Annotated in this window: 14 protein-coding genes; 10 read left to right on the top strand and 4 right to left on the bottom strand. The window is 45.4% G+C overall.

Annotation, left to right across the window (positions count from 1 at the left end; genetic code table 11):
• Positions 1-117: 117 nt before the first annotated feature.
• A complete protein-coding gene (locus A3EU_RS0112675) occupies positions 118-417 on the bottom strand; it encodes an SCP2 sterol-binding domain-containing protein (RefSeq protein WP_020536546.1) in 300 nt (99 codons plus the stop codon).
• A gap of 163 nt (positions 418-580) precedes the next feature.
• Between A3EU_RS0112675 and A3EU_RS34250 the strand changes: the two genes are divergently transcribed.
• From A3EU_RS34250 to A3EU_RS0112655, 4 genes are all read left to right on the top strand, one after another.
• Positions 581-745 carry a glycoside hydrolase family 97 C-terminal domain-containing protein gene (locus tag A3EU_RS34250; protein ID WP_020536545.1) on the top strand — a complete coding sequence of 55 codons (165 nt, stop codon included), beginning with the start codon at positions 581-583 and terminating at the stop codon, positions 743-745.
• 6 nt (positions 746-751) lie between these two features.
• Positions 752-1,717, top strand: a complete 966-nt coding sequence (locus tag A3EU_RS0112665; RefSeq protein ID WP_020536544.1) for a hypothetical protein — start codon at positions 752-754, stop codon at positions 1,715-1,717.
• A 220-nt stretch (positions 1,718-1,937) separates the two neighbouring features.
• A complete protein-coding gene (locus A3EU_RS0112660) occupies positions 1,938-3,398 on the top strand; it encodes a lectin-like domain-containing protein (RefSeq protein ID WP_020536543.1) in 1,461 nt (486 codons plus the stop codon).
• Positions 3,399-3,468: 70 nt separating this feature from the next.
• Positions 3,469-3,855 (top strand): hypothetical protein, encoded by a 387-nt coding sequence (locus A3EU_RS0112655; RefSeq protein WP_020536542.1) that lies wholly within the window; start codon positions 3,469-3,471, stop codon positions 3,853-3,855.
• Between the two features lie 188 nt (positions 3,856-4,043).
• On the opposite strand, the gene A3EU_RS0112650 is transcribed toward A3EU_RS0112655, so the two are convergent.
• Positions 4,044-5,474, bottom strand: coding sequence for a T9SS type A sorting domain-containing protein (locus tag A3EU_RS0112650; protein ID WP_020536541.1), 1,431 nt, complete (start codon positions 5,472-5,474; stop codon positions 4,044-4,046).
• A 224-nt stretch (positions 5,475-5,698) separates the two neighbouring features.
• Between A3EU_RS0112650 and A3EU_RS33910 the strand changes: the two genes are divergently transcribed.
• On the top strand, positions 5,699-7,231 hold the full coding sequence (locus A3EU_RS33910; RefSeq protein ID WP_020536540.1) for a DUF6503 family protein: 1,533 nt from the start codon (positions 5,699-5,701) through the stop codon (positions 7,229-7,231).
• A 207-nt stretch (positions 7,232-7,438) separates the two neighbouring features.
• Here the strand turns inward: A3EU_RS33910 and A3EU_RS0112635 are convergent, their stop codons facing one another.
• Positions 7,439-9,043 carry a family 16 glycosylhydrolase gene (locus A3EU_RS0112635; protein WP_020536539.1) on the bottom strand — a complete coding sequence of 535 codons (1,605 nt, stop codon included), beginning with the start codon at positions 9,041-9,043 and terminating at the stop codon, positions 7,439-7,441.
• 573 nt (positions 9,044-9,616) lie between these two features.
• Between A3EU_RS0112635 and A3EU_RS30295 the strand changes: the two genes are divergently transcribed.
• Positions 9,617-10,057: an endonuclease domain-containing protein gene (locus A3EU_RS30295; protein WP_020536538.1), complete on the top strand. Its 441-nt coding sequence runs from the start codon at positions 9,617-9,619 to the stop codon at positions 10,055-10,057.
• Between the two features lie 200 nt (positions 10,058-10,257).
• Here the strand turns inward: A3EU_RS30295 and A3EU_RS0112625 are convergent, their stop codons facing one another.
• The gene (locus A3EU_RS0112625) at positions 10,258-11,274 is read right to left on the bottom strand and encodes a hypothetical protein (RefSeq protein WP_020536537.1); all 1,017 of its coding nucleotides are present in this window, start codon (positions 11,272-11,274) and stop codon (positions 10,258-10,260) included.
• 521 nt (positions 11,275-11,795) lie between these two features.
• Here A3EU_RS0112625 and A3EU_RS0112620 point away from each other — a divergent pair.
• The 4 genes from A3EU_RS0112620 to A3EU_RS0112605 all read left to right on the top strand — a co-directional run bounded on the left by A3EU_RS0112620 (position 11,796) and on the right by A3EU_RS0112605 (position 22,126).
• A complete protein-coding gene (locus A3EU_RS0112620; RefSeq protein ID WP_020536536.1) occupies positions 11,796-15,893 on the top strand; it encodes a hybrid sensor histidine kinase/response regulator transcription factor in 4,098 nt (1,365 codons plus the stop codon).
• A 259-nt stretch (positions 15,894-16,152) separates the two neighbouring features.
• Positions 16,153-19,041: a TonB-dependent receptor gene (locus A3EU_RS0112615; protein ID WP_020536535.1), complete on the top strand. Its 2,889-nt coding sequence runs from the start codon at positions 16,153-16,155 to the stop codon at positions 19,039-19,041.
• Positions 19,042-19,240: 199 nt separating this feature from the next.
• The gene (locus A3EU_RS0112610; RefSeq protein WP_020536534.1) at positions 19,241-20,833 is read left to right on the top strand and encodes a T9SS type A sorting domain-containing protein; all 1,593 of its coding nucleotides are present in this window, start codon (positions 19,241-19,243) and stop codon (positions 20,831-20,833) included.
• An 81-nt stretch (positions 20,834-20,914) separates the two neighbouring features.
• Complete coding sequence (locus A3EU_RS0112605) at positions 20,915-22,126, top strand: glycoside hydrolase family 88 protein (RefSeq protein ID WP_156825745.1); 1,212 nt, start codon at positions 20,915-20,917, stop codon at positions 22,124-22,126.
• The last annotated feature ends 112 nt before the right edge of the window (positions 22,127-22,238 follow it).

The following is a 22,238-nucleotide window of genomic DNA, read 5'->3' as shown; positions in this document are numbered from 1 at the left end:
ATGGCAAAAGTGGAAGTCAGAAGTATTGCAGCTACTACAAGAACTGAAATAGCCCTTACACCCTTACACTTTTACACACTTAGACCCTTTTCTCCCGCTTACCGCTTTTAGCCAGTTTTACCCCACCAAGGACTGTAATTTCATTGCTACACCCATATCTCCTTTGATCTTCACTTTGCCGGTCATGACGGCCATCATTGGATTAAGTTCTCCTTTGACCAGTTTTATGAAGTTTTCGGTAGTAATGATGATGACACAATCGGCATCAGCGTCGCTAGTTGTCACAACGTTCTGATCGCCGGTACCATCTACATATACAACTTGTTCGTCACCGAAATCAATTTTCAAGGTGTTACCTAGCGGGGGGGCGGCCGCGGCTTTGGCGTTAATACCTTCTACTACTGCGGAAATATCCATTTAGTTCTTTTTTATTGATGTATTGAAGAGAAAACACAATATCTGTAATTATTGTTGTTTTTCAGCAATACCGAATGACCAGAAATATGTTTGTATGCTAACTCATAAAGAAATAAGAAATAGCAGGAATTGATTAATTTGAGGACAAATCTCCGTGTTCGGAATGGATGACGGGCTGTTTGAAATGAAAATGTTTAAGGATGGCGTAAATGCCGATCGATTTGTAGAAGACTACAAGAGAGAGGTTTTGGAGGTAAACAAAAACACGAGAGTCGCCGCTGAAATGGCCGCTGACGGTGGGTGGATAGCGATTCTTTCCAAGAAATAGTAAAATATGGCGAATTCAGAATCTACAGGCTGCGGAGGAGGTATTGGAGGGGTAGTTGCAGTTTTGGGTATTGCATTAACGAGTATGCTAAGGTTTGCCGACAATGCAGTATTAGGGTGTGGCCGCTCGGTAACGAAGTTTGATGATGTTGGTAGAAGCGCTTCTGTTTATGATGACCTGGGAAGAAATGCTTCTCGGGCTGATGAGTTTACACTCGGGGAGTCAAACCTTGATCGTTTTGGCCGGACAGCGGATTTGCCGAGTGAGGCTTTAGCAAAAAGGGGGGAGCAAGGAAGTATAGGGTCTGATTTTAGTAGGAAGTCTTTGTCTGTAGAAGAGAAACGTTTTTTCGATGATTTTTTTCTGTCCCACCCCCGGTTTTCGCCCATAGAAAAGGAAGTTTTACAAAGTTGGTCAAATAGTTTGCCCAAAGAAGCGAAAGGCTCATTTGCGAAGAATGTGTTGCAATTTGGCAAAGATTTGTTAGGTTTGGATCAGTTGTTTACGGACGATAATCAGACAGGGAATGACTATAAAGATTCATTTCTGGCAACAGGGAGCTTAACCGAGGCTGGAAACGCTATTGTGCCTCAGGAACTAATGACGTTATCTTCAGCGGATAAGCGAAACGAGTTGTTTGGTTTGCTAAAAGGAATGAAAATCACCAAAGAACAAGCGGAAATCCTTTCCAAGATAACCAAGAGGTCTCTTGTTGCAACGCCCCGGAGATACGATAACTATGTTCTTGTGGAGCGGAAGGGGAAAGAATTTATGGTGAAAACAACAAGCGGCATCTTTCAAAAACGACTCATTAATATTTTTGATGATATTCAAGTAGGGGAATCAACTACCGTCGTATTAATCGGACAAGCAGAGTCGGCCATTTTTATGCTTTGCACCCGCAAAGGAGTCAGCGACATTCAGCGCTATGATTCATTTATGGATTATTTAGAAAAAGGAGCGTTTGAATAGAAAACCTATGGGGTGAAAAGTGTTAAGTAGAAGCGGAGTAAATGCTATAGAATAGCTATTTATTGATAAATTTGCTTTGCATTAGATACGCAAAGAATAAATTGAACCGTCTCTGTGGTTTTTCAAATAGCTGACACGCTTAAAGTGAACCGCTTAGCCAGCTTTTTGAAAAACGACGGCTCAATTTATTTTTGTGCTGTTCCTAAAAAAATTAGTAAACATGAATTACATTGCCCAAAGGCTTAGTTTATTTGCTATCCTTTATCTCTCTACCTGCTTTCCCGGGCAGGCACAATTTTTCCTAAACGGAAATGCCGTCGCTACCAATGACAGTTGTTATCAGCTTACTGCTGCCGTAAATTGGGAGGCAGGCTCCTTGTGGAATGGGCAGAAGATCAACCTGAATTCATCTTTTGATTTATTGGCAGACCTCTTTTTAGGTTGTGAAGACCTGCAAGGAGCAGATGGGATTGTTTTTGGTTTACAACCCATCAGTACCTCTATTGGTGGGGGAGGGGGAGCTATCGGTTTTGGTGATGTAGAGCCTGCTCTAGGAGTGGAGTTTGATACGTACCAGAACCTGGATTTCGGCGACCCAGTCTACGATCACATAACCATTATTAGCGACGGGATCGTCAACCATACAATGCCTCAAGGAGCGCTAGCCGGCCCCGTTCAAGCGAATGTAGATGAACCTAATATTGAGGATTGCGAATATCACCAGTTACGGATTACCTGGGATGCAGAAACACAAACGCTTTCTATTTATCTTGATTGTGACCTGCGTTTAACCTACACGGCTGATATTGTCAACGAGATTTTCAATGGCGACCCACTCGTATTCTGGGGATTTACCTCCGCTACAGGAGGGCTCAATAATGTCCATGAGGTCTGTTTTTCTTACACTTCTTTCCTTAATGAATTAGCTGACGAGACCATTTGTCCGGGAGAGTCGCTGCAATTAGAAGCCAGTGGTGGTGCAAGTTACCTTTGGTCGCCTGCAACCGGACTATCTGATACGGGGATTTCCAATCCTATTGCTTCGCCGACGGAAACCACCTTGTACACGGTTGAAATTCTCGATGATTGTGGCATTCCCTTTTACGATGACGTGTTAATCACCGTAGATAATGATCAATTTGATGTGGCTATCGACATTATGCCCAATACCACTACCGCCTTTCCTGCGGGTACGGAATTGGAGTTGATTGCGAATCCTACGCCGGGTGGAGAAAATTATATTTACGACTGGTCTTCTTCCGAGAATAATACTTTTTCTGATCCGGCAGCAGACTCAACTACGGTAACTACTTTAGCGGACCAGGAGGGGACGGAAACCTACACGGTCACAGCCACTTCCGAAGCTGGTTGTGTGCAAGAGGCCAGCATCAGTATTGAGAATCTAGGGATATTGTACAGTGTTCCGAATATCTTTTCGCCTAACGGTGATGGGGATAATGACGTTTTTGGCTTGTTTACCAAGGCTAATATTGATACTTACAATTGTAAGGTTTTCAACCGTTGGGGCAAAGTTGTTTTTGAAACGAATACCGTCGCACAATTTTGGGACGGCACCTTTAATAATAATCAAGTCCCTTCTGAATCCTACCTCTATATGATCAACTTTCAAATTGGCGATCGGCAGTTTGAAGAACAAGGCAGTCTCACTTTGGTGAGGTAGGAATTTGGGAAAGTTGGTTGCAAGGAGAGCTTCTGTATGCTTAGAGACGAGATGGAAAACCCATCAATTAATGCCGTACATTAAAGTTTACGAAACGAGGATAAAAGCAAACTTCGAGAAGGCATGTGCAATTCTTGAAGAGGAAGCTATTCGTTATGAGGTGTTGTACGAGTATCGATTGTACAGAGAAAAGTTACATGAGTATCTGGGAGATGAAGGTGCGATTATTCGAGTTCCAAAATCAGTTTTTCACGATGCTGATAGAGTACTTATAAAAACAGGAGTAAAGAGAAAAGAGAAGGTGAAAGCAGACCCATCTTTACTTGTGCGATTTTTAGATAGATTCTTTTCTCCTAGTTCCGTACGTAAAAAGGCCTTTGTCTACATTATTTCCGTTGCCATCATAATTCTTTTGACAATCTTAATGTTGTTTTGGCTACTTAAAATGACTACATAAGCCTTTGCTTTTTTGGTACAGGACCTGGATGAAATTGTACATCAGAACAGGTGTTTCGATAAATTCGAAAAAAGAGGTAGGTCTTTATTTAATAAATAGCGAGTGTTATCTTGTCGTGCTTCCGTCTCAAATAAAAATGCCGCTTCTGATTTTATCAGAAGCGGCATTTTTATAAATATCCGAAGGATTTAGTTCTTGATGAACTTCATCACTTTGTTGCCTTCTTCCGCTTGAACGCTAAGGAAGTAAGTACCAGCAGCTAGATTTGTTACATCTATCTCCTTGGTAGCGTTACCACGCTGTACCGTCTGACCCAAAAGCGTTACAATCTGGTAAGATTGAACTTGTGCATCACTCTTGATGAACAAAGTTTCATGGGTAGGGTTAGGGAAAACGCTCATCGCAATTTCTAGATTGTTCAAATCGTTGACAGACACCGTGCCTGGGCCGATGACTACGCTACCCAAAGCCGCTTCGTTAGCAGGGTTTGCATTTCTACCTGTAACGCTGAAGCCGCACTGTATCGTTAAGCCAGGTGCCAATTCCGCACCAGTTGCGCTTACCGTAAATGCTCCACTAGCGGGTAGATCAAAAACTTTTGAGCCACCCAAGGCATCAGAAAAACCATTATTGGGATCAAGTGCTTTGATGAAGAACTTAACGGTGTAAGCGTCATCTAGCGTGTAAGCATCTACCGTTCCTGAAAAAGTGAGGTCAGAACCATTAAAGGCAGCCCCGGGTTCTAGTATGGTGTTAGCTTCCATGGTGGCAACGCCCTCACCAGTTGTCTGGTCTACCCATTCTGGATTTGTGGGGTTGTCAGCATAAGTATTGAAGTTAGGCTGCAATATAATGTTATTCGCGCTTACATCAAGTGTTGTCTTGAGATCAGCAACACTCCATGGATCACCAAACCAATAGTCACCATTGGCTCTGAAAACATTCATAAAGGAACCCCAGTTGTCGCTGGCATTACATAGAATATTGTTTGAACCAGAAGGAGTACCTTCTCCAGTAATCACAACGCTACCTAGGGCAGCTTCGTTAGCAGGGTTTGCATTTAGACCAGTAACACTGAAGCCATACTGGACAAGTAAGCCCGGTGCCAATTCAGCACCAGTTGCGCTTACAGTAAAGTCTCCACTGGTAGGCAGGTCAAAAGTCTTTGAACCACCTAAAGCATCAACAAAACCATTCTCAGGATCAAGTGCTTTGATGAAGAACTTAACGGTGTAAGCGTCATCTATCGTGTAAGACTGTACCGTACCCGAAAAAGTAAGGTCCTGACCATTAAAGCTGGCCCCTGGCTCTACGAAGGTACTAGCCTCCATCGTAGCAACGCCCTCACCTGATGTCTGATCTACCCATTCTGGATTTGTGGGGTTGTCAGCATAAGTATTGAAGTTGGGTTGCAATGTCATTGTGTTTTCACCGGCATTAAGTGTTGTCTTGAGATCAGCAACACTCCATGGATCACCAAACCAATAATCACCATTGGCTCTAAAGACATTCATAAAGGAACCCCAGCTGTCGCTGGCGCTAAACTCTACATTGTTTTGCCCCACCAATAGCGGAAGAGAAAACAGGCAAAGCACAATACTTGTAATAAAAGTTTTCATAAATACACTTTTTAAATTGTTGAAAGTTAAGAGCTTGTTTGGGAGCTTGTTCTCGCTACGAAACCGCCCCAAACGTGCTCTAAGAACTGGCAAGATAAGGCAAATTGAGCTACTGTGCAGCCATTCTATCTGACATTTTTACGATATACAGCATCCTCTTTTTGCGTAATACTTACGTACATTAGCAAGATCGTCGTTACGCTTTCACAATACTGAAAACTGTTATGAAGCTTATTACCTCCTATTCTTTCTTCCTACAATTAAAATGGTACAGCTTACTCCTGCTGTTATTCCCACTGGCGCTCAATGCTCAGTTTACGCTGCCACCAGCCAGCGCGCCGGCACGTGTAGAAACGGAGGTTGGGTTGACTAGCTTCACCTTGGATTATCACCGCCCTGGCGTTAAGGGAAGAAAGATCTTTGGTGAGCTGATCCCCTACGGAGAAGTTTGGCGTACAGGCGCTAATGAAGCGACCACGTTGTTTTTCGACCGCGAGATAAGTATAAAAGATCAGATAGTTCCGCCAGGTACTTATGCGCTTTACACCATTCCGCGTGAAGATGCCGAGTGGACGCTGATTCTGAGTAAAGATACGACCCTTTGGGGCGCTCGCGGTTATGACCCATCCAAAGATGTTTTGCGGGTAGACTTACCCACGAAAGCCCTCCCCGAGCGGGTAGAAAGTATGGAGTTTCGCTGGATGAACATTACTCATACGAGTGCTGACCTTGTGCTGGAGTGGGAGAACACCCGCCTGGAGATTCCAGTGACCTTGGGCACCCATGAGCAGGTTGAAAAACTAATTAACCAGTCTTTTGGTGCAAAGACCACTGGCCCTGACTATTATCGTGCTGCACGTTACTATTTAGATAATAACCTGGATTTGCAACAGGCTAAAGAATGGATGGATCGCCGGCAGGACCTCGATGGCGACCAGTTTGGAGTGATGCGCTATCATGCCATCATTGAGCATGAATTGGGCAACTATTCCGCCGCCGATAAGATCATGGCGCGTTCGCTAGAACTGGCCGAGGCGGCTCCCAACCCGCACTACGTGCGCATGAATACCCAAACCCTCAGGGAATGGAACAAAGAGCCGGTAGCCTATGTTAGCGGCTCCCAACTGCTGGAGAAAACCATCGCTTACCACGATCCCCAGGCGCAGTGGGGCGTGCTGCCTGTTAGCCTCAAACTCTACGAGTCGCGCCCCGGTGGTAGCTACCGCCGCTCGGAAGTGACGATGGATGAAGGGCACGAAATGTTTACCCTCGCGCAGATACGAGGGAGAGACGAAATATATCGAGCATACAATGCAGAAGGTTGCACCTTTAGTCTCAATGGCCGGACGGATGGCTTTACACCCGAAGAAATTCGCCAACACCGGCTAAGCTGTGAAGCCGGTGCCGTTTATAGCAACTATTACACCTACCTCTGGGGCTTGCCCATGAAACTACGTGACCCAGGCACCATCATCGACGATAACGTTTATCGTGTAGACTTCTTCGGGAAAGAGCTACTAGAAATGAAAGTCACTTATACAGAGGAAGTGGGCGGCGATACCTGGTACTTCTACTTCCACCCGGAAACCTACGCTCTGAGCGGCTACCGCTTCTATCACGATGAAGCCGCCAACGACGGCGAGTATATCCTGCTAGAGGGCGAAGCCCAGGTGGGTGCACTCCGCATTCCCGCCAAACGACACTGGTATACCCACGGCGACCGCAAGTATTTGGGGAGCGATGAGGTGGTAGAGTGATTCTTTAAAACCACCAAAGGCACCAAAGGAAAAAACCTTAAGTGCCTTTGGTGGTAAAAAAGGGAGTAATTAAAAACTGTTATTGTGTCTATGTGATAAAAAGGTGTCTAGATTAGTTTCACAACATAGTCGTATAGTTTGGCTTTGCCGAGGTCGATTTTTTAAAAAAAACTTAAGTGCCCTTGGTGGTTCAAAAAAACGTCCCCCTTAAATCTTCACCACCTTATAACTAACACGCTCACCCCCCGATTCAAACACCAGGACATAAGCCCCCGCCGGATAACCCGACCAATCGAGCGTCAGCGAGGTAGAATCTTGCGTAAATTCCTGTACAAGCACCTGCCCGGCGGCCGAATATACCTTCACTTGGGCACCTGCCAGCGTAGCGGGAACGGTAATGTTTAATGGCCCTTCTACCGGATTTGGAAATACTTGAATCTGCTGCAATTCTTCTGTGTCAGCCGTTGTATTGGTGCCTTCCTGATAAACCCTGATGTAGTCAAGCACCATCGGGCTTTGGGTGAAATTACCAGCAACCTCGCCCTGGATCGCTACGTTGAGTAGCAGGTACTGGTCGGCATCAAAGGGCCAGGTCGCGGGGTTTTGGTTGTTCGGAGCATAGGTGTAGTATACACTCCCGTCGATACTGAATCGCATCTCTTCCGGCGTCCATTCTAACGCGTAGATGTGGAAGGTATTCGAAACATCCGAAGCCAGCGTGCCTCCATGATTCTCTGTAGCACCGAAGGAAGAAGGCGTGTGCAACGCACTTTGTACATAATTCTGATTGTAACCCCAATGTTCCATAATGTCAATTTCGCCGCAGGCTGGCCATCCGGTAGTACCGTAGGTGTTGGCCCAGTATCCCCCTGCTTCGGTGATGTTTTTGCCCAGCATCCAGATCGCAGGCCAGGTACCCAAACCAAATGGGAGTTTTGCTCTCGCCTCTACACGGCCATAAGTGAAGGCAAATTTGGAGTTGAGGCGCGCTGAGGTGTAAGACTTGGTGTAGCCTTGGTCTGTAAAGTTTTCTTTCTTGGCTACAATGTGCAAAAAGCCATCTTCAACATACGAGTTTTCCACGCGATTGGTGTAGTGCTGTAGCTCATTATTGAACCAACTGCCGCCATTAGGTAGCTGCGTTTGGTGGTGCCATTTGGTGGGGTCAATGGGCCCATTGCCGTCAAACTCATCGGCCCACACCAGTTGGTTGTAGATACTCCCTTCTCCGTTGTCAACGCCATAGACAAAATCATCGATATAGGCCGTGACAAGGTCGTTGTTGTTTTCGCCGTTTACTTGTAAGACGACCCGATTGAAGTCGGTGCGTGTGACAGGGTTCGGCGATCCCTCATTCAGGTTTTGATACGGATCATTCGCAAAATCAAAGGTCACCTCTTGCCATTGGTCCAGCACAATGGGTTTGATGATTTCCGTTTGTGTAGACCACGGCTCGGGCAAATCACCATCCTGAAGTTTAAGCGATACCTGGTTGGGTTGGCCGCCAGTGATACTGCTGGACGTAACGTAAATTTTTAAAGCAAAAGCTGCGTTTTGCGACAAAGCAAAGGTCTCGTCAATCTCGAACCGAATATTGGCATATTGCCCACCATTATCTTGGTATTGCAAAACCGTAGCCGAAGTATTGATGCCTTCCTGAAATGGGTTGCCATAGGCATTGTCCATTCCACAGTCATCGCCGTACCAGCTAGTGATGGTACTATTGCCCTCAAAGTCGTCTTCGGCATTTTGCGCGAACCCAAGAAGAGGAACAAAGAAAAGAATGCTTAGTAGAAAGTTTAGTTTATGCACTGTATTAAAATTTGAAAGTTGAAAAGTTTGAAAGTTGCCCTAAAGATAAGATTAAGGAGGGTTTTCTCTTAGCAATGAGTGAGAGTCATGTAAGTCATTAGAAGGACATGTAAGCTAGACTTTTAGTTCATTTGGGGCCATGCCGTCTCCCGTCCCGACTTTTCTAGTCGGGACGGGATCGGCACCAGGCTATCCGGTCGCTATCGCTTCCTACTATCCCTTGGCCTGCTCCTCCGTCCGCTGAGCTTCAGGCCTCGCCTTACGCACCAATTCAGCCATCTCCTAGCGGCACCCCTGTCCTCCGCCCGGGCGGAGGTGTCACGCAGTGATGGAGGTGGGAAATGGCCTCGCCAAAGCGCAACATCTCGCCTAGTAGCTTACCTCTCACCCCCGACCTGCCGGCCACCCCCGCAAAGCAGGGGACACAGATAGCCCTAGCGGCACCCCTGTCCTCCGCTCGGGCGGAGGTGTCCACAGGACGGAGGTGGGAAAGACCTCACCAAAAACTTGTATCTTCCCTTAATAGCTCCTAACTTGATACCTTTGACTTTAGCTCTCACAAAATACGCGCTCATGAAACACGAAGAAGCACCCCGCTCTTGGAGTCACTATAATTACAACAGGCATCTCAAGGATTATGCCAATCACAACCGAAAGCATTTTACAAAATCAGCGGCTGCACTTTGGAAATACGCGCTACGCAATCGAAACATGCTTGGTTATCAGTTCCGACGCGAACGCCCCATTGGATTCTATATTGCAGATTTTGCTTGTCTTCCGATTGGTTTGGTCATAGAAGTAGATGGCATCACTCATCAAAACAAGAAGCAAAAAGCTTATGATAAAAGACGAGATTTATTTCTAGCTGATCTTGGATTCACCACACTTCGTTTTTCCAGCTCAAGGGTTCTCAATGATATGGAAGGAGTAAAGTTTCAAATCGCTACCTGGATAGAGGAACATGCGACTGTTCCGCCGCCTAAACCAAGGCGGCGTAGGAAGAAAAAAGAATGATCCTAAGTGTAATGAGAAATGGCTTCACCAAAACGCAACATCTCGCCTAGTAGCTACAAGCTCTCACCCCCGACCTACGGCCACCTCCGCTGAGCAGGAGACACAGATAGCCCCAACGGAACCCCTGTCCTCCGCTCGGGCGGAGGTGTCACGCAGTGATGGAGGTGGGAAAGACCAACAAGCAATCAAACCAACAACCATCAACCCTTATCCTCACTCTTCTGATAAACAGGTCCCGCATTGCGAATATTGATGATCTTTTTCAGCATGTCGAACCAGAAAGGTGCACCCAGAGAAATCGCAAAAGTGGTAAGCAGCAGGCCTATTAGTTTGTTGAGCATTGCAGGGAAGTTGGTTTTTACAGACACCCACTCGGCTTTGGTCCAGCCTAGCCCCAGGGGAGAGCTTGCAGCAGTAGTAACCGTCACTAATGAATCTACCTGTGTGAGTAATTGACGATTATGCTCGAGCAACAAACTGGCGTATTGGGTAGAGTCCGTTTTTTGCGCAGCGGAGTCGAGGGATAGTTTGATCTCATTGACCTGCTGATTGAAACCATCGTAGCGTTGATCTACAAAATCCTGGGCCAGTCCAATAATGGCCTGTTCTTGGCTAGAACCTGCTGCAACCAACGACATTTTTTGATAAATCGAAAGGGTATCTGCATTCATGTAGACGGCTACGAGCAAGCCCACCACCATAATGATTTTGTGGGTGTAGGATTTGTACCAGCCTGATACGCGGCTCATTACTTGATCGTACCACTGTTCTAGTCTAGCCCTGAATTTGGTGAGGTCATTTCCCGCTTCAGCGAGGCAATCCAGTAAGAATTTTTTCAACTTCCCGTCTTCCATATTATTGATAGCTGCGGTGAGGTTCTTCACGTCCTTGCCGTCTAAAACATGCAGTAAAATACTAGAAAAAGTAGCCGCACTCATGTAGGAAGGGTGAGTCGCATGGTTAGCTGACTGCTTGTTTTTATCCTGAACCATATCTCCATAAGAAGGGTGGTTTTGGAATTTTTCCAGAATAGACTTGTCAAGCTCCAGTGTGCCCTCCGTTGTTTTTTCATTGGTAAGCATCTGATCGATAGCATGGCCAAGATGTTTGCCTCGCATGGAGAACCAACTCGCCAAGGCTTCCTGAATAGCAGAAACCATTAAGCTGAGGATAAGATAAACGAGAATAAGGCCAATGGCCGTGGTGATAATAGACATTGAATATGGGTATTGGTATATGGAAAATGCAGGACCTGGTAATCAGATACTGGATATTAAAGTCGCAAGAAAAATAGGGGAGAATGCTCAATGCATACTGTTTGTCAACAGGAACTAAGCATTACTAAAGATAAAAAAAGAAAATAAAATCAAGCACTTAAGTCCTCAAAAACCATCTTGTCAGGTTGCTGACTGCTCCTATGCTGCTATAAGAACCCAAGAACACTTATCTTGTTATCTCAAAACATGCTCTTAGCTGGACTTTAGCCAAATTCCGTACAAGGACACAGGCCGCTTCGCGCCCTTTTGGTAGAGGGTATAGAGATGGAAAGACGAATGTTTATTAATTTCCAATATCAGTCTAATAGGTCGAGGTTGGAAATTTAAAAGCCGCTTCCCTCTTGGGTAAACGAAGTCCCTTTACCCTCTACTTAAAGGGGTGATGCAATCGCCCCGCATCCCTCTACGACTTTCGGCGAATGCCGAAAGTCCAGCTTAGTGTCGGGAAATGAGATAAAAAAATGCGTAGCAAGTGGTGGTTAATATTTAGTTGCTGTTGGTTGGTTTTCAACTGGTCGAAAGAACAAACCGTTTCTTTCCAGTATTTGTCCAAAAAAGAAGGCCTATCACAGACGTCCGTTTTTTCTATCGTACAAGATGGATCGGGCTTTATGTGGTTTGGTACCAGAGACGGACTCAATAAATTCAACGGCTACCAGTTTGAAATTTATCGCAACGATACGACACACAATAGCTTGGCTGGCAACGATATTCGCGCCCTCTACGCCGATACGGTGCACCATCGCCTGTGGGCAGGTACGATCTCGGGGCTTAGTTGCTATGACCCCTCTACAGATAAATTTCAGAATTATTACCACGACGAAAAAGACCCTTCCTCCCTTACCAGTAACGTGATTCGGCACATTTATCGGGACAGCAAAGGCCGACTGTGGGTAGGCACCTCGGTAGGTTTGAGCCTCTTTGACGAAAAGACGAATTCCTTTGAACGCTTTTACTTTGCGAACAATAATTCTCCTCACCAGGGGAGTAACGATATAGAAGTTATCCTGGAAGATGCTGATGGAGAGTTGATTTTCGGTACCGCCAACGGTTTATATGCTTTGCAAGAAACGGAGAGCACCTACTCATTTAATCGCTTACCCTTGCCTCCCTCGGCTTGGCCAGCGGACATCCATGTCAAGAGTATGCTGGAAGATGAGGAAGGCAATCTCTGGTTGGGAGCCCTCAAGGATGGTGTTGCTTACTGGAACAGGGCCGCTCATACAATGAAGGTTTATCGGAACGAAAAAAATGATATTAACGCACTGAGCAACAATAATATTCGGGCCATGTGCCTGGATAGGAAAGGCGATTTATGGGTAGGTACTTTTGATGGTCTCAATGTTTTGAAAAAAGGGACGAGCGAATTTCTCCGCTACAAAAAAGCAGCTACGGGCAATGATGGCTTGTCTGATAACTCCATTCGTTCTCTATACATAGATCAGCGGGGTAGTCTTTGGGTAGGTTCTTACTATGGGGGGATAAATCACTTTGATGAAAACTATAATCGCTTCACGAATTTCCATTACGCACCTTCCGGGAATGGGCTTGGTGCCGATGTCGTCAGTTCGTTTGAGGAAGACCCATTGGGTAATCTGTGGATTGGCACCGAAGGGGGAGGAGGGCTGAATTATTATGACCGTACGAATAGTCAATTTAAACAGTATCAGGCGCAACGAGAAGCAGGAAACGCCTTGAGTGGCAATAGTGTAAAACAACTTCTTCTGGATGGCAACCAACTCTGGATCGGTACTTTTCAGGCAGGGCTTAATCTGCTAGATTTAGAAACCGAAACCTTCCGTCATTACCAGCACGATCCACTGGTAGAGAACTCGCTCGCCCACGACAATGTCTATGGCTTGAAAAGAAGGGGCGATTACCTCTGGATTCTTACCTATGGTGGCGGCCTTGATTTGTTGGATTTGGAGCAAGGGCGTTTTCACAACTTCCGCCATAACGCGGAGGATAGCACTAGCCTCAGTTCTGACCTTACCAGGGTTTTTCTCGAAACCCAGGATGGTCAATGCTGGATAGGGACAGAAAGAGGAGTCAATAAGGTCTTTTTAGGGAAAGATGGTCTCCCTGACCGCTTTGAGGCGTTCCTAACCGGTGAGAAAATTTATGCCCTACAGGAAGACAGTAAGCAGCAGGTTTGGATTGGAACTATTAGCAGTGGCGTATACCGCCTGGAACCCAAGTCGGGGAAGCTGGATCACTTTACCGTGGCGGATGGCCTTCCCGGTAATACGATCTTTGGGATACTGGAAGCGGATAACGGAGATTATTGGATAAGTACCAATAATGGGCTCTCCAGGTATAATCCTGACCTAGGGACTTTCACCAATTACAATTTCTCCAATGGATTGGAAAACCTGGAGTATAATTTCAATGCTTACTACAAAACGCGCTCGGGGGAGCTGCTTTTTGGGGGGATTGATGGCTTCACATTGTTTGATCCTGAAAAAATTCTGGCTAACGAATTTATCCCACCGCTCGTTTTTACCCAATTGAAAAAGAATAATAGCGCAGTGGTTATTGGAGAAGAGGGGAGTTGCTTGGAACGTAGTATCAACGAGACCCAAAGCATCACCTTTAAATACAATGAAGCCAACTTTACCCTAGGCTTTGCAGCGCTGGATTATTTTAGCCCCGAGAATAATCACTACGCCTACAAACTGGAAGGCCTCGATCGGGAGTGGAAACACAGCGTTGGCGAAACGGAGGCTACCTACACTATTCAACGAGAGGGGACCTATGTTTTCAGACTGCGAGGAGGCAACAGTGATGGTGTCTGGAATTCAGAGGAACGAGCGTTAGAGATCATTGTCTTGCCGCCGCCCTGGCGCAGTTGGTGGGCTTACCTTATTTACCTTGCTTTGGTAAGTGGCCTGACTTTTGGCCTGATCCGCTTCGTTCGTTTGCAGCATAAATTACAGTTGGAGCAGGTCGCCAAGCAGCAGCAGGAAGAGCTAACAGAGATGAAGTTGCGCTTTTTTACAAATATCACCCATGAGTTTCGTACCCCGCTGACGCTCATTCTCGGGCCATTGCAAGATTTATTGAGAAGGGAGAAACACCCGGAGCCTGTTTTTCAACAACTGTCGCTGATTGAGCGAAATGCCCAGCGCCTGCTTAATTTAGTCAACCAAGTACTGAACTTCCGTAAACTTGTGACCGATCACGAGACGATGAAGATTGTGCATAGCGATTTCGTCAATTTTGTTGGAGAGATATTTTTACCTTTTCAGGAAACGGCTAAGTTGAAGAGCATCACTTATACTTTCGTTCCGGAAGTAGAGGCTGTTAACCTGTGGTTTGATCAAGACAAGTTGGAAAAAGTATTTTTCAATCTTTTATCTAATGCCTTCAAGTTTACGCCAAAAGGTGGTGAAATCACCTTGCTGATTACCGAAAGCGAAGACTATGTGGAGGTTAGGGTAAAGGACAATGGCGTAGGGATAAGCGCCGAGTTGGAGGATCAAATTTTTAAACGATTTTACGAAAAATCCAGCCTTGCCCATTCCAATCTCAAAAGCACGGGGATTGGCCTTGCTATTTCCAAACAGATGGTAGAGCTCCACCACGGTAAGATTTTTGTTGAACCCACTAGGGGCCACAACGAGGAAAAAGCCCAAGGCGCCACTTTTGTTGTACAGCTACTCAAAGGGCGTGACCACTTTTCGGATACGGATATTTATAATGATTATGCCGATCCGGATAAAACAGCGGATTATGAACCGATGTTAGCCATGCCAGTGATCTTGCCTACCATCCAAGAGCAAGAAGGTACGCCTCCTGCAGAAGCGCCTTTGTTACTTATTGTCGAAGATAACCCGGAGGTTCGGAGTTACATCGAGCAGATTTTTTCGGAGCAGTATCGTCTGGTGATCGCAGAAAACGGCATGAAAGGCTTAAAGATGGCCAAGAAGCATTTACCTGACCTCGTTATCAGCGATGTGATGATGCCTGAAATGGATGGAATCACCTTTTGCGGTAAGCTAAAAACAGACTTGGAAATTAGCCACATCCCTGTGATATTACTCACCGCCCGTACGGCTTCTCTCTTTAAAATTGAAGGGCTGAGGATTGGAGCTGATGATTACATCACCAAGCCTTTTCATCCGGAAGAGTTGGCTTTGAGGGTGCGCAATACCCTTCAATCCAGAAAGGAAGCCAGAGACAAGTTTGCCAGGGTGCTCAATTTTGATCCGAAGGAGATCAATATTACCTCGGCGGATGAACACTTCTTGAATAACGCGCTCCAATTTGTGGAAGATAATATGAATAACCCAGAGCTTACGGTTGAAAATTTTGCACATGAAATGGCTGTCAGTCGGCCTTTATTATTCATCAAAATCAAAGCACTCACCAACCAGACACCAAAAAACTTTGTAAAGAGTATCCGACTCAAGCGTGCTGCTCAGCTACTTGTTCAGGGTAAATTTCGTGTTACAGAAGTTGCTGATCATGTTGGTTTTCGTGACCCGCGCTACTTCAGTAAGTGTTTTCAAAAGCAATTTGATCAAACGCCTTCTGAATACATGGGGTCAAACAACTAAGCGTTTGACTTTCGGGTTTTACCGGAAGCTCGAGACAAGCATTGTTTCAACTGTAATAAATATTACTTCTAAATTAATTCCACAATTTGTCTTTTTAGGGTGATGTTGTAATGTGCTGACTGTCAGTTGATTGGGTTTGCGTATACTTTTTTACCCCCTTCTTTAGATTTTTGTTCTTCTTTTCTGCGATACTTTAGCGGCATGGGATATGACCAGATTGTTTGGTTTGCCTATGGCTGATTAAAATAAAATATCAACGATGCAGGTGAGAGAGAATATTATCTTTGGAATACTGATTGGGCTGTTGCTGCTGAGTGTTCAAGTTGGTGCGCAGACCGGAGCCATTAGCGGTGTTGTAAAAGATGGAGAAGATAAGACGCCATTACCAGGTGTTAATATTTTTCTGAAAGACTCTAATCTAGGGACAAGTACGGATATCGATGGCCGCTTCACTTTGGTAGGCCTGCCAGAAGGTGAACAGGTGTTGATGATCTCATTCATAAGTTATCAGACCAAGAGAATTCCCGTAATACTAAAAGCAGGCGAGGTATATACCGTCGATGTGGACATGGAGGTGGAAGCCCTGCAGGGAGTTGAAGTCATTGTGACCGCTCAGGCGCAGGGGCAAGCGCAGGCGATCAGTCAGCAGCTCAACTCTGATGCTTTAGTTAACATTGTTTCTGCTGATCGTATTCAAGAGTTACCAGATGTTAATGCTGCCGAAGCTATTGCTCGTTTGCCTGGAATTGGGATAGACCGTAGCGGTGGCGAAGGTCAGAAGGTCGTCATCCGAGGAATGCAACCCAAGTTTGCAGCCATTACCTTAAACGGTGTGAGTTTGCCTTCGAACTCTAGTACGGATCGTTCCGTTGACCTTTCGTTGATCTCACCTGAATTACTCGATGGAATTGAAGTATACAAAGCTCCGTTACCTTATATGGACGCCGAAGCTATTGGTGGTACCGTCAACTTGAAGTTGCGCAAAGCAGCTGAAGAATTCAAAATGACGGCCAAGCTTTTAGGAGGAGCAAATTTCCTGAACAGTGACTATGGCGACTACAAAGGCGTTTTACAAATGAGCAAACGCTTGCTTGCCAAAAAGCAACTAGGGTTTGTTATCCAGGGCGGCGTGGAACGCTTCAACCGCGGTGGAGATATTCAAACCAACAACTGGCGACGCGGTCCTACAGATGCAGAAACAGGCATCACAAGTATCTTTGGCAACTCCCTACGACTAGAAGATCGGCAGGAGATTCGCCGCCGCTACAATACCAGTATAAGTTTAGATTATGATCTAGACAAGCACGACTTCTCCTTCTTTGGCATCTATAGCCGTACTGAACGTGATCGCTTTGTGATGGAGGAACGTTTCCTGCCGTCGGAGCCAGGTATTGAGTATTGGGGACGAGGTATTGATAATCAACTGGATTTGTACTCCCTTTCTTTTACAGGAGAGCACATTCTAGGCCCTTTAAAGGTCGACTGGACGGTCTCTTCGTCTGAAACACGCGGAGAAACGCCTTACGATTTTTCTATGCGTTTTGTTAACAATAGTCAAGTATTTGATGCTTCAGTAGATCCGAATGGTCAGCCAAGTACCTTCTTCTCTTCGGCTAAGCCTGAATTAAGCAGGTCGCTGCTGCGTAGCAATAGTTTTCAAGAATCCAGCACTAACGAAAAAACCAATACTGCCTTGGTAAATGTCCAGTTGCCAATACGGATCAACGATTGGTTGCAGGGCTATTTGCAAGTAGGTGGTAAGTACAAAACAATCAACCGTACACGCAGCCTCACCCGTCAGGCAGAAGATTTTTATTACCTCGGCGGCGGCATTGTTAATGATGCTGTAGCGCGCTACGGTGGGCCAATTACTTTCTTGCCAGATAACAATGAGTTGATCAGTATCCTGAGTTTTACCGCTGAGGAAAACGATATAGAATTTGAAAATGAAACGGGTGACAACATCGGGCTAAGTGCTGATTTAGACCCCGATCGGGTTCGCGATTGGTACGAAGCGCAGCGTTCGATTTTGAATACTGATCGTTCTGCACTTCTGGAAAATTATTCTGTAGAAGAGCAGGTGAGCGCCGGTTACATCATGATGAAGTTAAATGTAGGGAAGAAAATAACAGTCATTCCTGGGGTTCGGTACGAAGCTTCTAATAATGTCTACAGCGGAGGTATTTCTACCCTTAACGGGTGGTACGGTGTCAATGGTACCTTTAATAAAACGACCAGTGAACAGGTTTACGACGAACTACTTCCACATTTGCACATTAAGTACGAGCCACTTCCTTGGTTGGATATACGTTGGTCTTCTGCGCAGACATTAGCACGCCCCGATTTTCTATACGTCACACCTCGTACAGAAATTGATGATAATCAAACCCGTATCACTACTGGTAATCCTGATCTTTCTTATGCGAAAGCAACAAATTACGACCTCTCTTTTGCAGCATATAAAGGAGGATGGGGCTTGTTTTCCGCGGGCGTATTCTACAAAGAGGTAGACAATATATTCTATCCTTGGACCACCAACCTTTTTGACCAGGAGACGGCCGATGCTTTTGGTTTTCCTGATAATCGGGGGTATGAACTAAGTTCTTATATCAATTCTCGTGAATCGAGAGTGTATGGTTACGAACTCGAGCTACAGGCCAATTTGATGTCTCTTCCCAAGCCTTTTTCAGGGATTGTTCTCAATGCGAACTATGCCAGACTGTACTCGGAAACGGAAGTTTTCTTCCTTACTTCAGAGACCCGACTGATTGTTCCTGTGCCTCCGATTTTTGAAACAACCTTTACCAATACCAGTCGAGCGGTGAACATGCCTAGCCAGTCACCTCATATTCTGCGCTTATCCATTGGATATGACGTCAAAGGCTTTTCCGCGCGTGTTTCTGGTGCCTACCAAGGCGAAAAAGTACAGAACTACTCGGTCAATAAAGATTTTGATACGTTCACGGCGGATTTCTGGCGTTGGGATGCCTCCTGCAAGCAACGCTTCGGAGACCATTGGAGCGTGTTTTTAAATCTGAACAATTTAACCAACCAGCAAGATGTCAGCTTTACCCGAACGGAAGCCTTCTTAAATACCATTGAGAACTATGGTTTTACAGGGAGTATCGGGGTACAGTATAAGATATAACCAGTAGACGAATTTCCTCCAGCGACATTTTTTATAGCTAAGCTAAAGTAAGGCGGTAAGTGGCTGTGCCATTGGTATCCCTATGGGGACAAGGATCGTCATTTCTGCATTCAAGCACAAAAGCGGTGAAGGGAATCAACACTGTTTAACACGACAACTAATTACAATCAAATTCAAATCATTTTAAATAAACTTTATTATGCAAAAATGTTACCAATTTATCGCCTTAGTTCTCTTCGTATGTGGAGGAATCGGGCTGCAAGCACAATCCGTCGTTACCATTCCAACGGATCCCCTAGCACCTGCTGATATTTTTGAGGTTATTATGGGAGATACCACCGTTACGGGGGATCGCAACGATAATAATACCATTTATAAACTAGAGAACGGCGGGGTTTACCTGTGTAATGACCGTCTTGTAAATACCGGTGAATGGGCCCTTCAAATTGAAGCAGTTGACTTAGAAGACATAGACAATAAACCAGTTATTACCCGAACCCCCAATGCAGATGGAGGATACCAGGATATTATGCGTGCTGGTGGTGATGTTACCTTCCGTAATATTTGGATTATTGCTGGGCAAACAGGGCCACTAGAACAGCATGACTGGGGCAAAATGCGTATTCAAGGAGAGAATTCTCGCGTTGTTGTTCAAGACTGTATCCTCGAGAAAGATCGTGGAGGATTTCTACAATTACGTGCCAACGGCGTGAGAATGTTCGTAGAGAACACTGTTCTTCGTAATGGTGGCAACCGGAGAGTAATACAAGGTAATGGTCGTGGGATTGATGCCCGTGATTTTTTCCTGGATACTTTGGTAATGCGTAACGTCATTGTCTATAATATTCAGGATCGGTTTTTCCGTAGCCAGGGTGGTAGCCAGCCTCACAATTACATTGAAATTGATAATTGCACAAGCTTCAATACAATCGGGCGTCATGGTCATATCCAGTTGGGCCGAGTACTGGAAGCAAAGATCACGGATAATTTATTTATGAACCCTATCATGTTAGGGTCTAGCCCAGCTTATACGGATGAGCAGACACAGCCAGACGGCGATCTTCATAAAGTAATTACTCTTGATACTTTATACGAAAATACCAGCCTGGAAATTAAATCGAACAACATTTTCTGGACAGAAGATGTGACGAATTACTGGGCTTCCAACGATAGCATATCTGCTCCTGGCTTCTTGTCTGATCTTATCGTTCAGCATTTAGGTGCTGAAGTAAGTGACGCTTATTTCTCAGAAACCCTGGAATTGGAAAGCATTCCTGCTACTATTCTACAGTACGTAGTAGACCTTTATGCTGATCCTACAGCAACAGATATGTATGATTTCATCGTGGAAGATGTAGCCGTTTCCGGCACTCCTTTTGATTCAGGTAACTTATTTGATTTTTCGGGATTTTCTCCATGTTATGATCCTGCTTCTGATTCTGCAACGGCAGCTACAGATGGTGGGCCGATTGGCGCAGTAGACACTTGTGATGATCTAATTAATGATGTTGATGATTTGAATATCAACCCTGCATTAGGTCTGCAGCTTAGCCCTAATCCGGTAGCTGCAAGTACGAGATTGAGCTTCACTACAACCAAGGCAGGAATGGTTAATCTGACCGTTTATGACCTTATGGGACGTGAGCTTGCTTCACTTCATAGTGGTAATTTGATGAGCGGTGAGCACCAATTCAATTGGGTTCCTGGTAGCATGTTCAAGCAAGGCATGTACATCGTATATTTACGTACGGAAGAAGGACAAATGTTCAAACGAGTAATCGTTAATAAATAATTGGGTACCTTTTGTGGGCAGACCATTTATAACCATTTGGTCTGCCCTCATTTTTCTTGTATTGAATTTAGCTTATCTGTAATGAAAATAGTACCAGTATTTCTTTTTTTGTTAACCCTTTTGTTATTCAATGCCTGTCAGTTGGCTACAGCTGAGTCTGCATCAGCTGAATCCGTACAGGTAGCGCAAAGTAACCGATTGATAGAGCTGTCCGATAAAATGGTGGCTTATCTTCCCCAATTTCCACTGGATTCTCTCCAGATACCACGTACTGTTGAGGATGGAGAAATGAAAGGCACCCGCTCCAAAAGCTGGACCAGTGGTTTCTTTCCTGGTGTGCTCTGGCAACTGTACGATGTAGGCCGGCAGGATGTCATTAAGAAAGCAGCTCTAAACTGGCAATCTTTTGTAGAAAAAGAAAAGTTCGACAGTACTACGCATGATTTGGGCTTTAAGCTCTATTGTAGCTTTGGCCAAGCTTACCGAATCACTGGTGACGAGCATTTTAAAGACGTATTTCTAACGGCAGCCAACACCCTCAGTACGCGATACAATGCTACGGTCGGTGCGCTCCGTTCCTGGGATCATCACGAAGATATATGGGCTTTTCCGGTCATTATCGACAATATGATGAACCTGGAGATGCTTTACGAAGCTACTCGCTTGACGGGAGATTCGAGCTATTATCATATTGCTACCCAGCATGCTGAAACGACGCTAAAAAATCACTTTCGTGGCGACAATAGCTCCTACCACGTAGTCTCCTACAACCCCCTTACGGGAGAAGTAGAACAAAAAAACACCCACCAAGGCTACAGTCACGAGTCGGCCTGGAGCCGTGGGCAAGCTTGGGGGCTTTACGGCTACACCGTAGCTTACCGCTATACCAAGCAGCCGGAATTCTTGGCACAAGCTCAGAAGATATCGGACTTTATCTTCACCCATCCTAACCTACCGGAAGACCTTATCCCTTATTGGGATTTTGATGCGCCAAATATTCCCGACGAACCCAGAGACGTTTCGGCTGCTGCTGTGGCCGCCTCTGGACTTTTTGAGTTGAGTACCTATGACCAGGAAAACGCTTCGCGCTATCTCGGTTGGGCCAACCAGATACTGAACAGTTTAGAAAAAGAAGAATACCAAAGTAATACGGCGCCTTTCTTTTTAAAGCACAGTGTGGGGAGTATCCCCGGAGAGTTTGAGATGGATGCTCCGATCATTTACGCCGAATATTTTTACTTGGAAGCGCTGCGTCGGAGCCAAGCTTCTGGAGACAGCACAAAGATAAATTGAACCTTCGTTTTCCAATAAATGGCAAAGCCTGCAAGTTCGGCTTGGTAGGTAGGTATGTCAACTATTTGGAATACTTAGAGGAGGCTCAATTATTTGTTGCGCAATACTTACG

The organism is Lewinella cohaerens DSM 23179 (assembly GCF_000379805.1).
Lineage (GTDB): Bacteria > Bacteroidota > Bacteroidia > Chitinophagales > Saprospiraceae > Lewinella > Lewinella cohaerens.
This window is presented reverse-complemented; position numbering and strand designations above follow the sequence as displayed.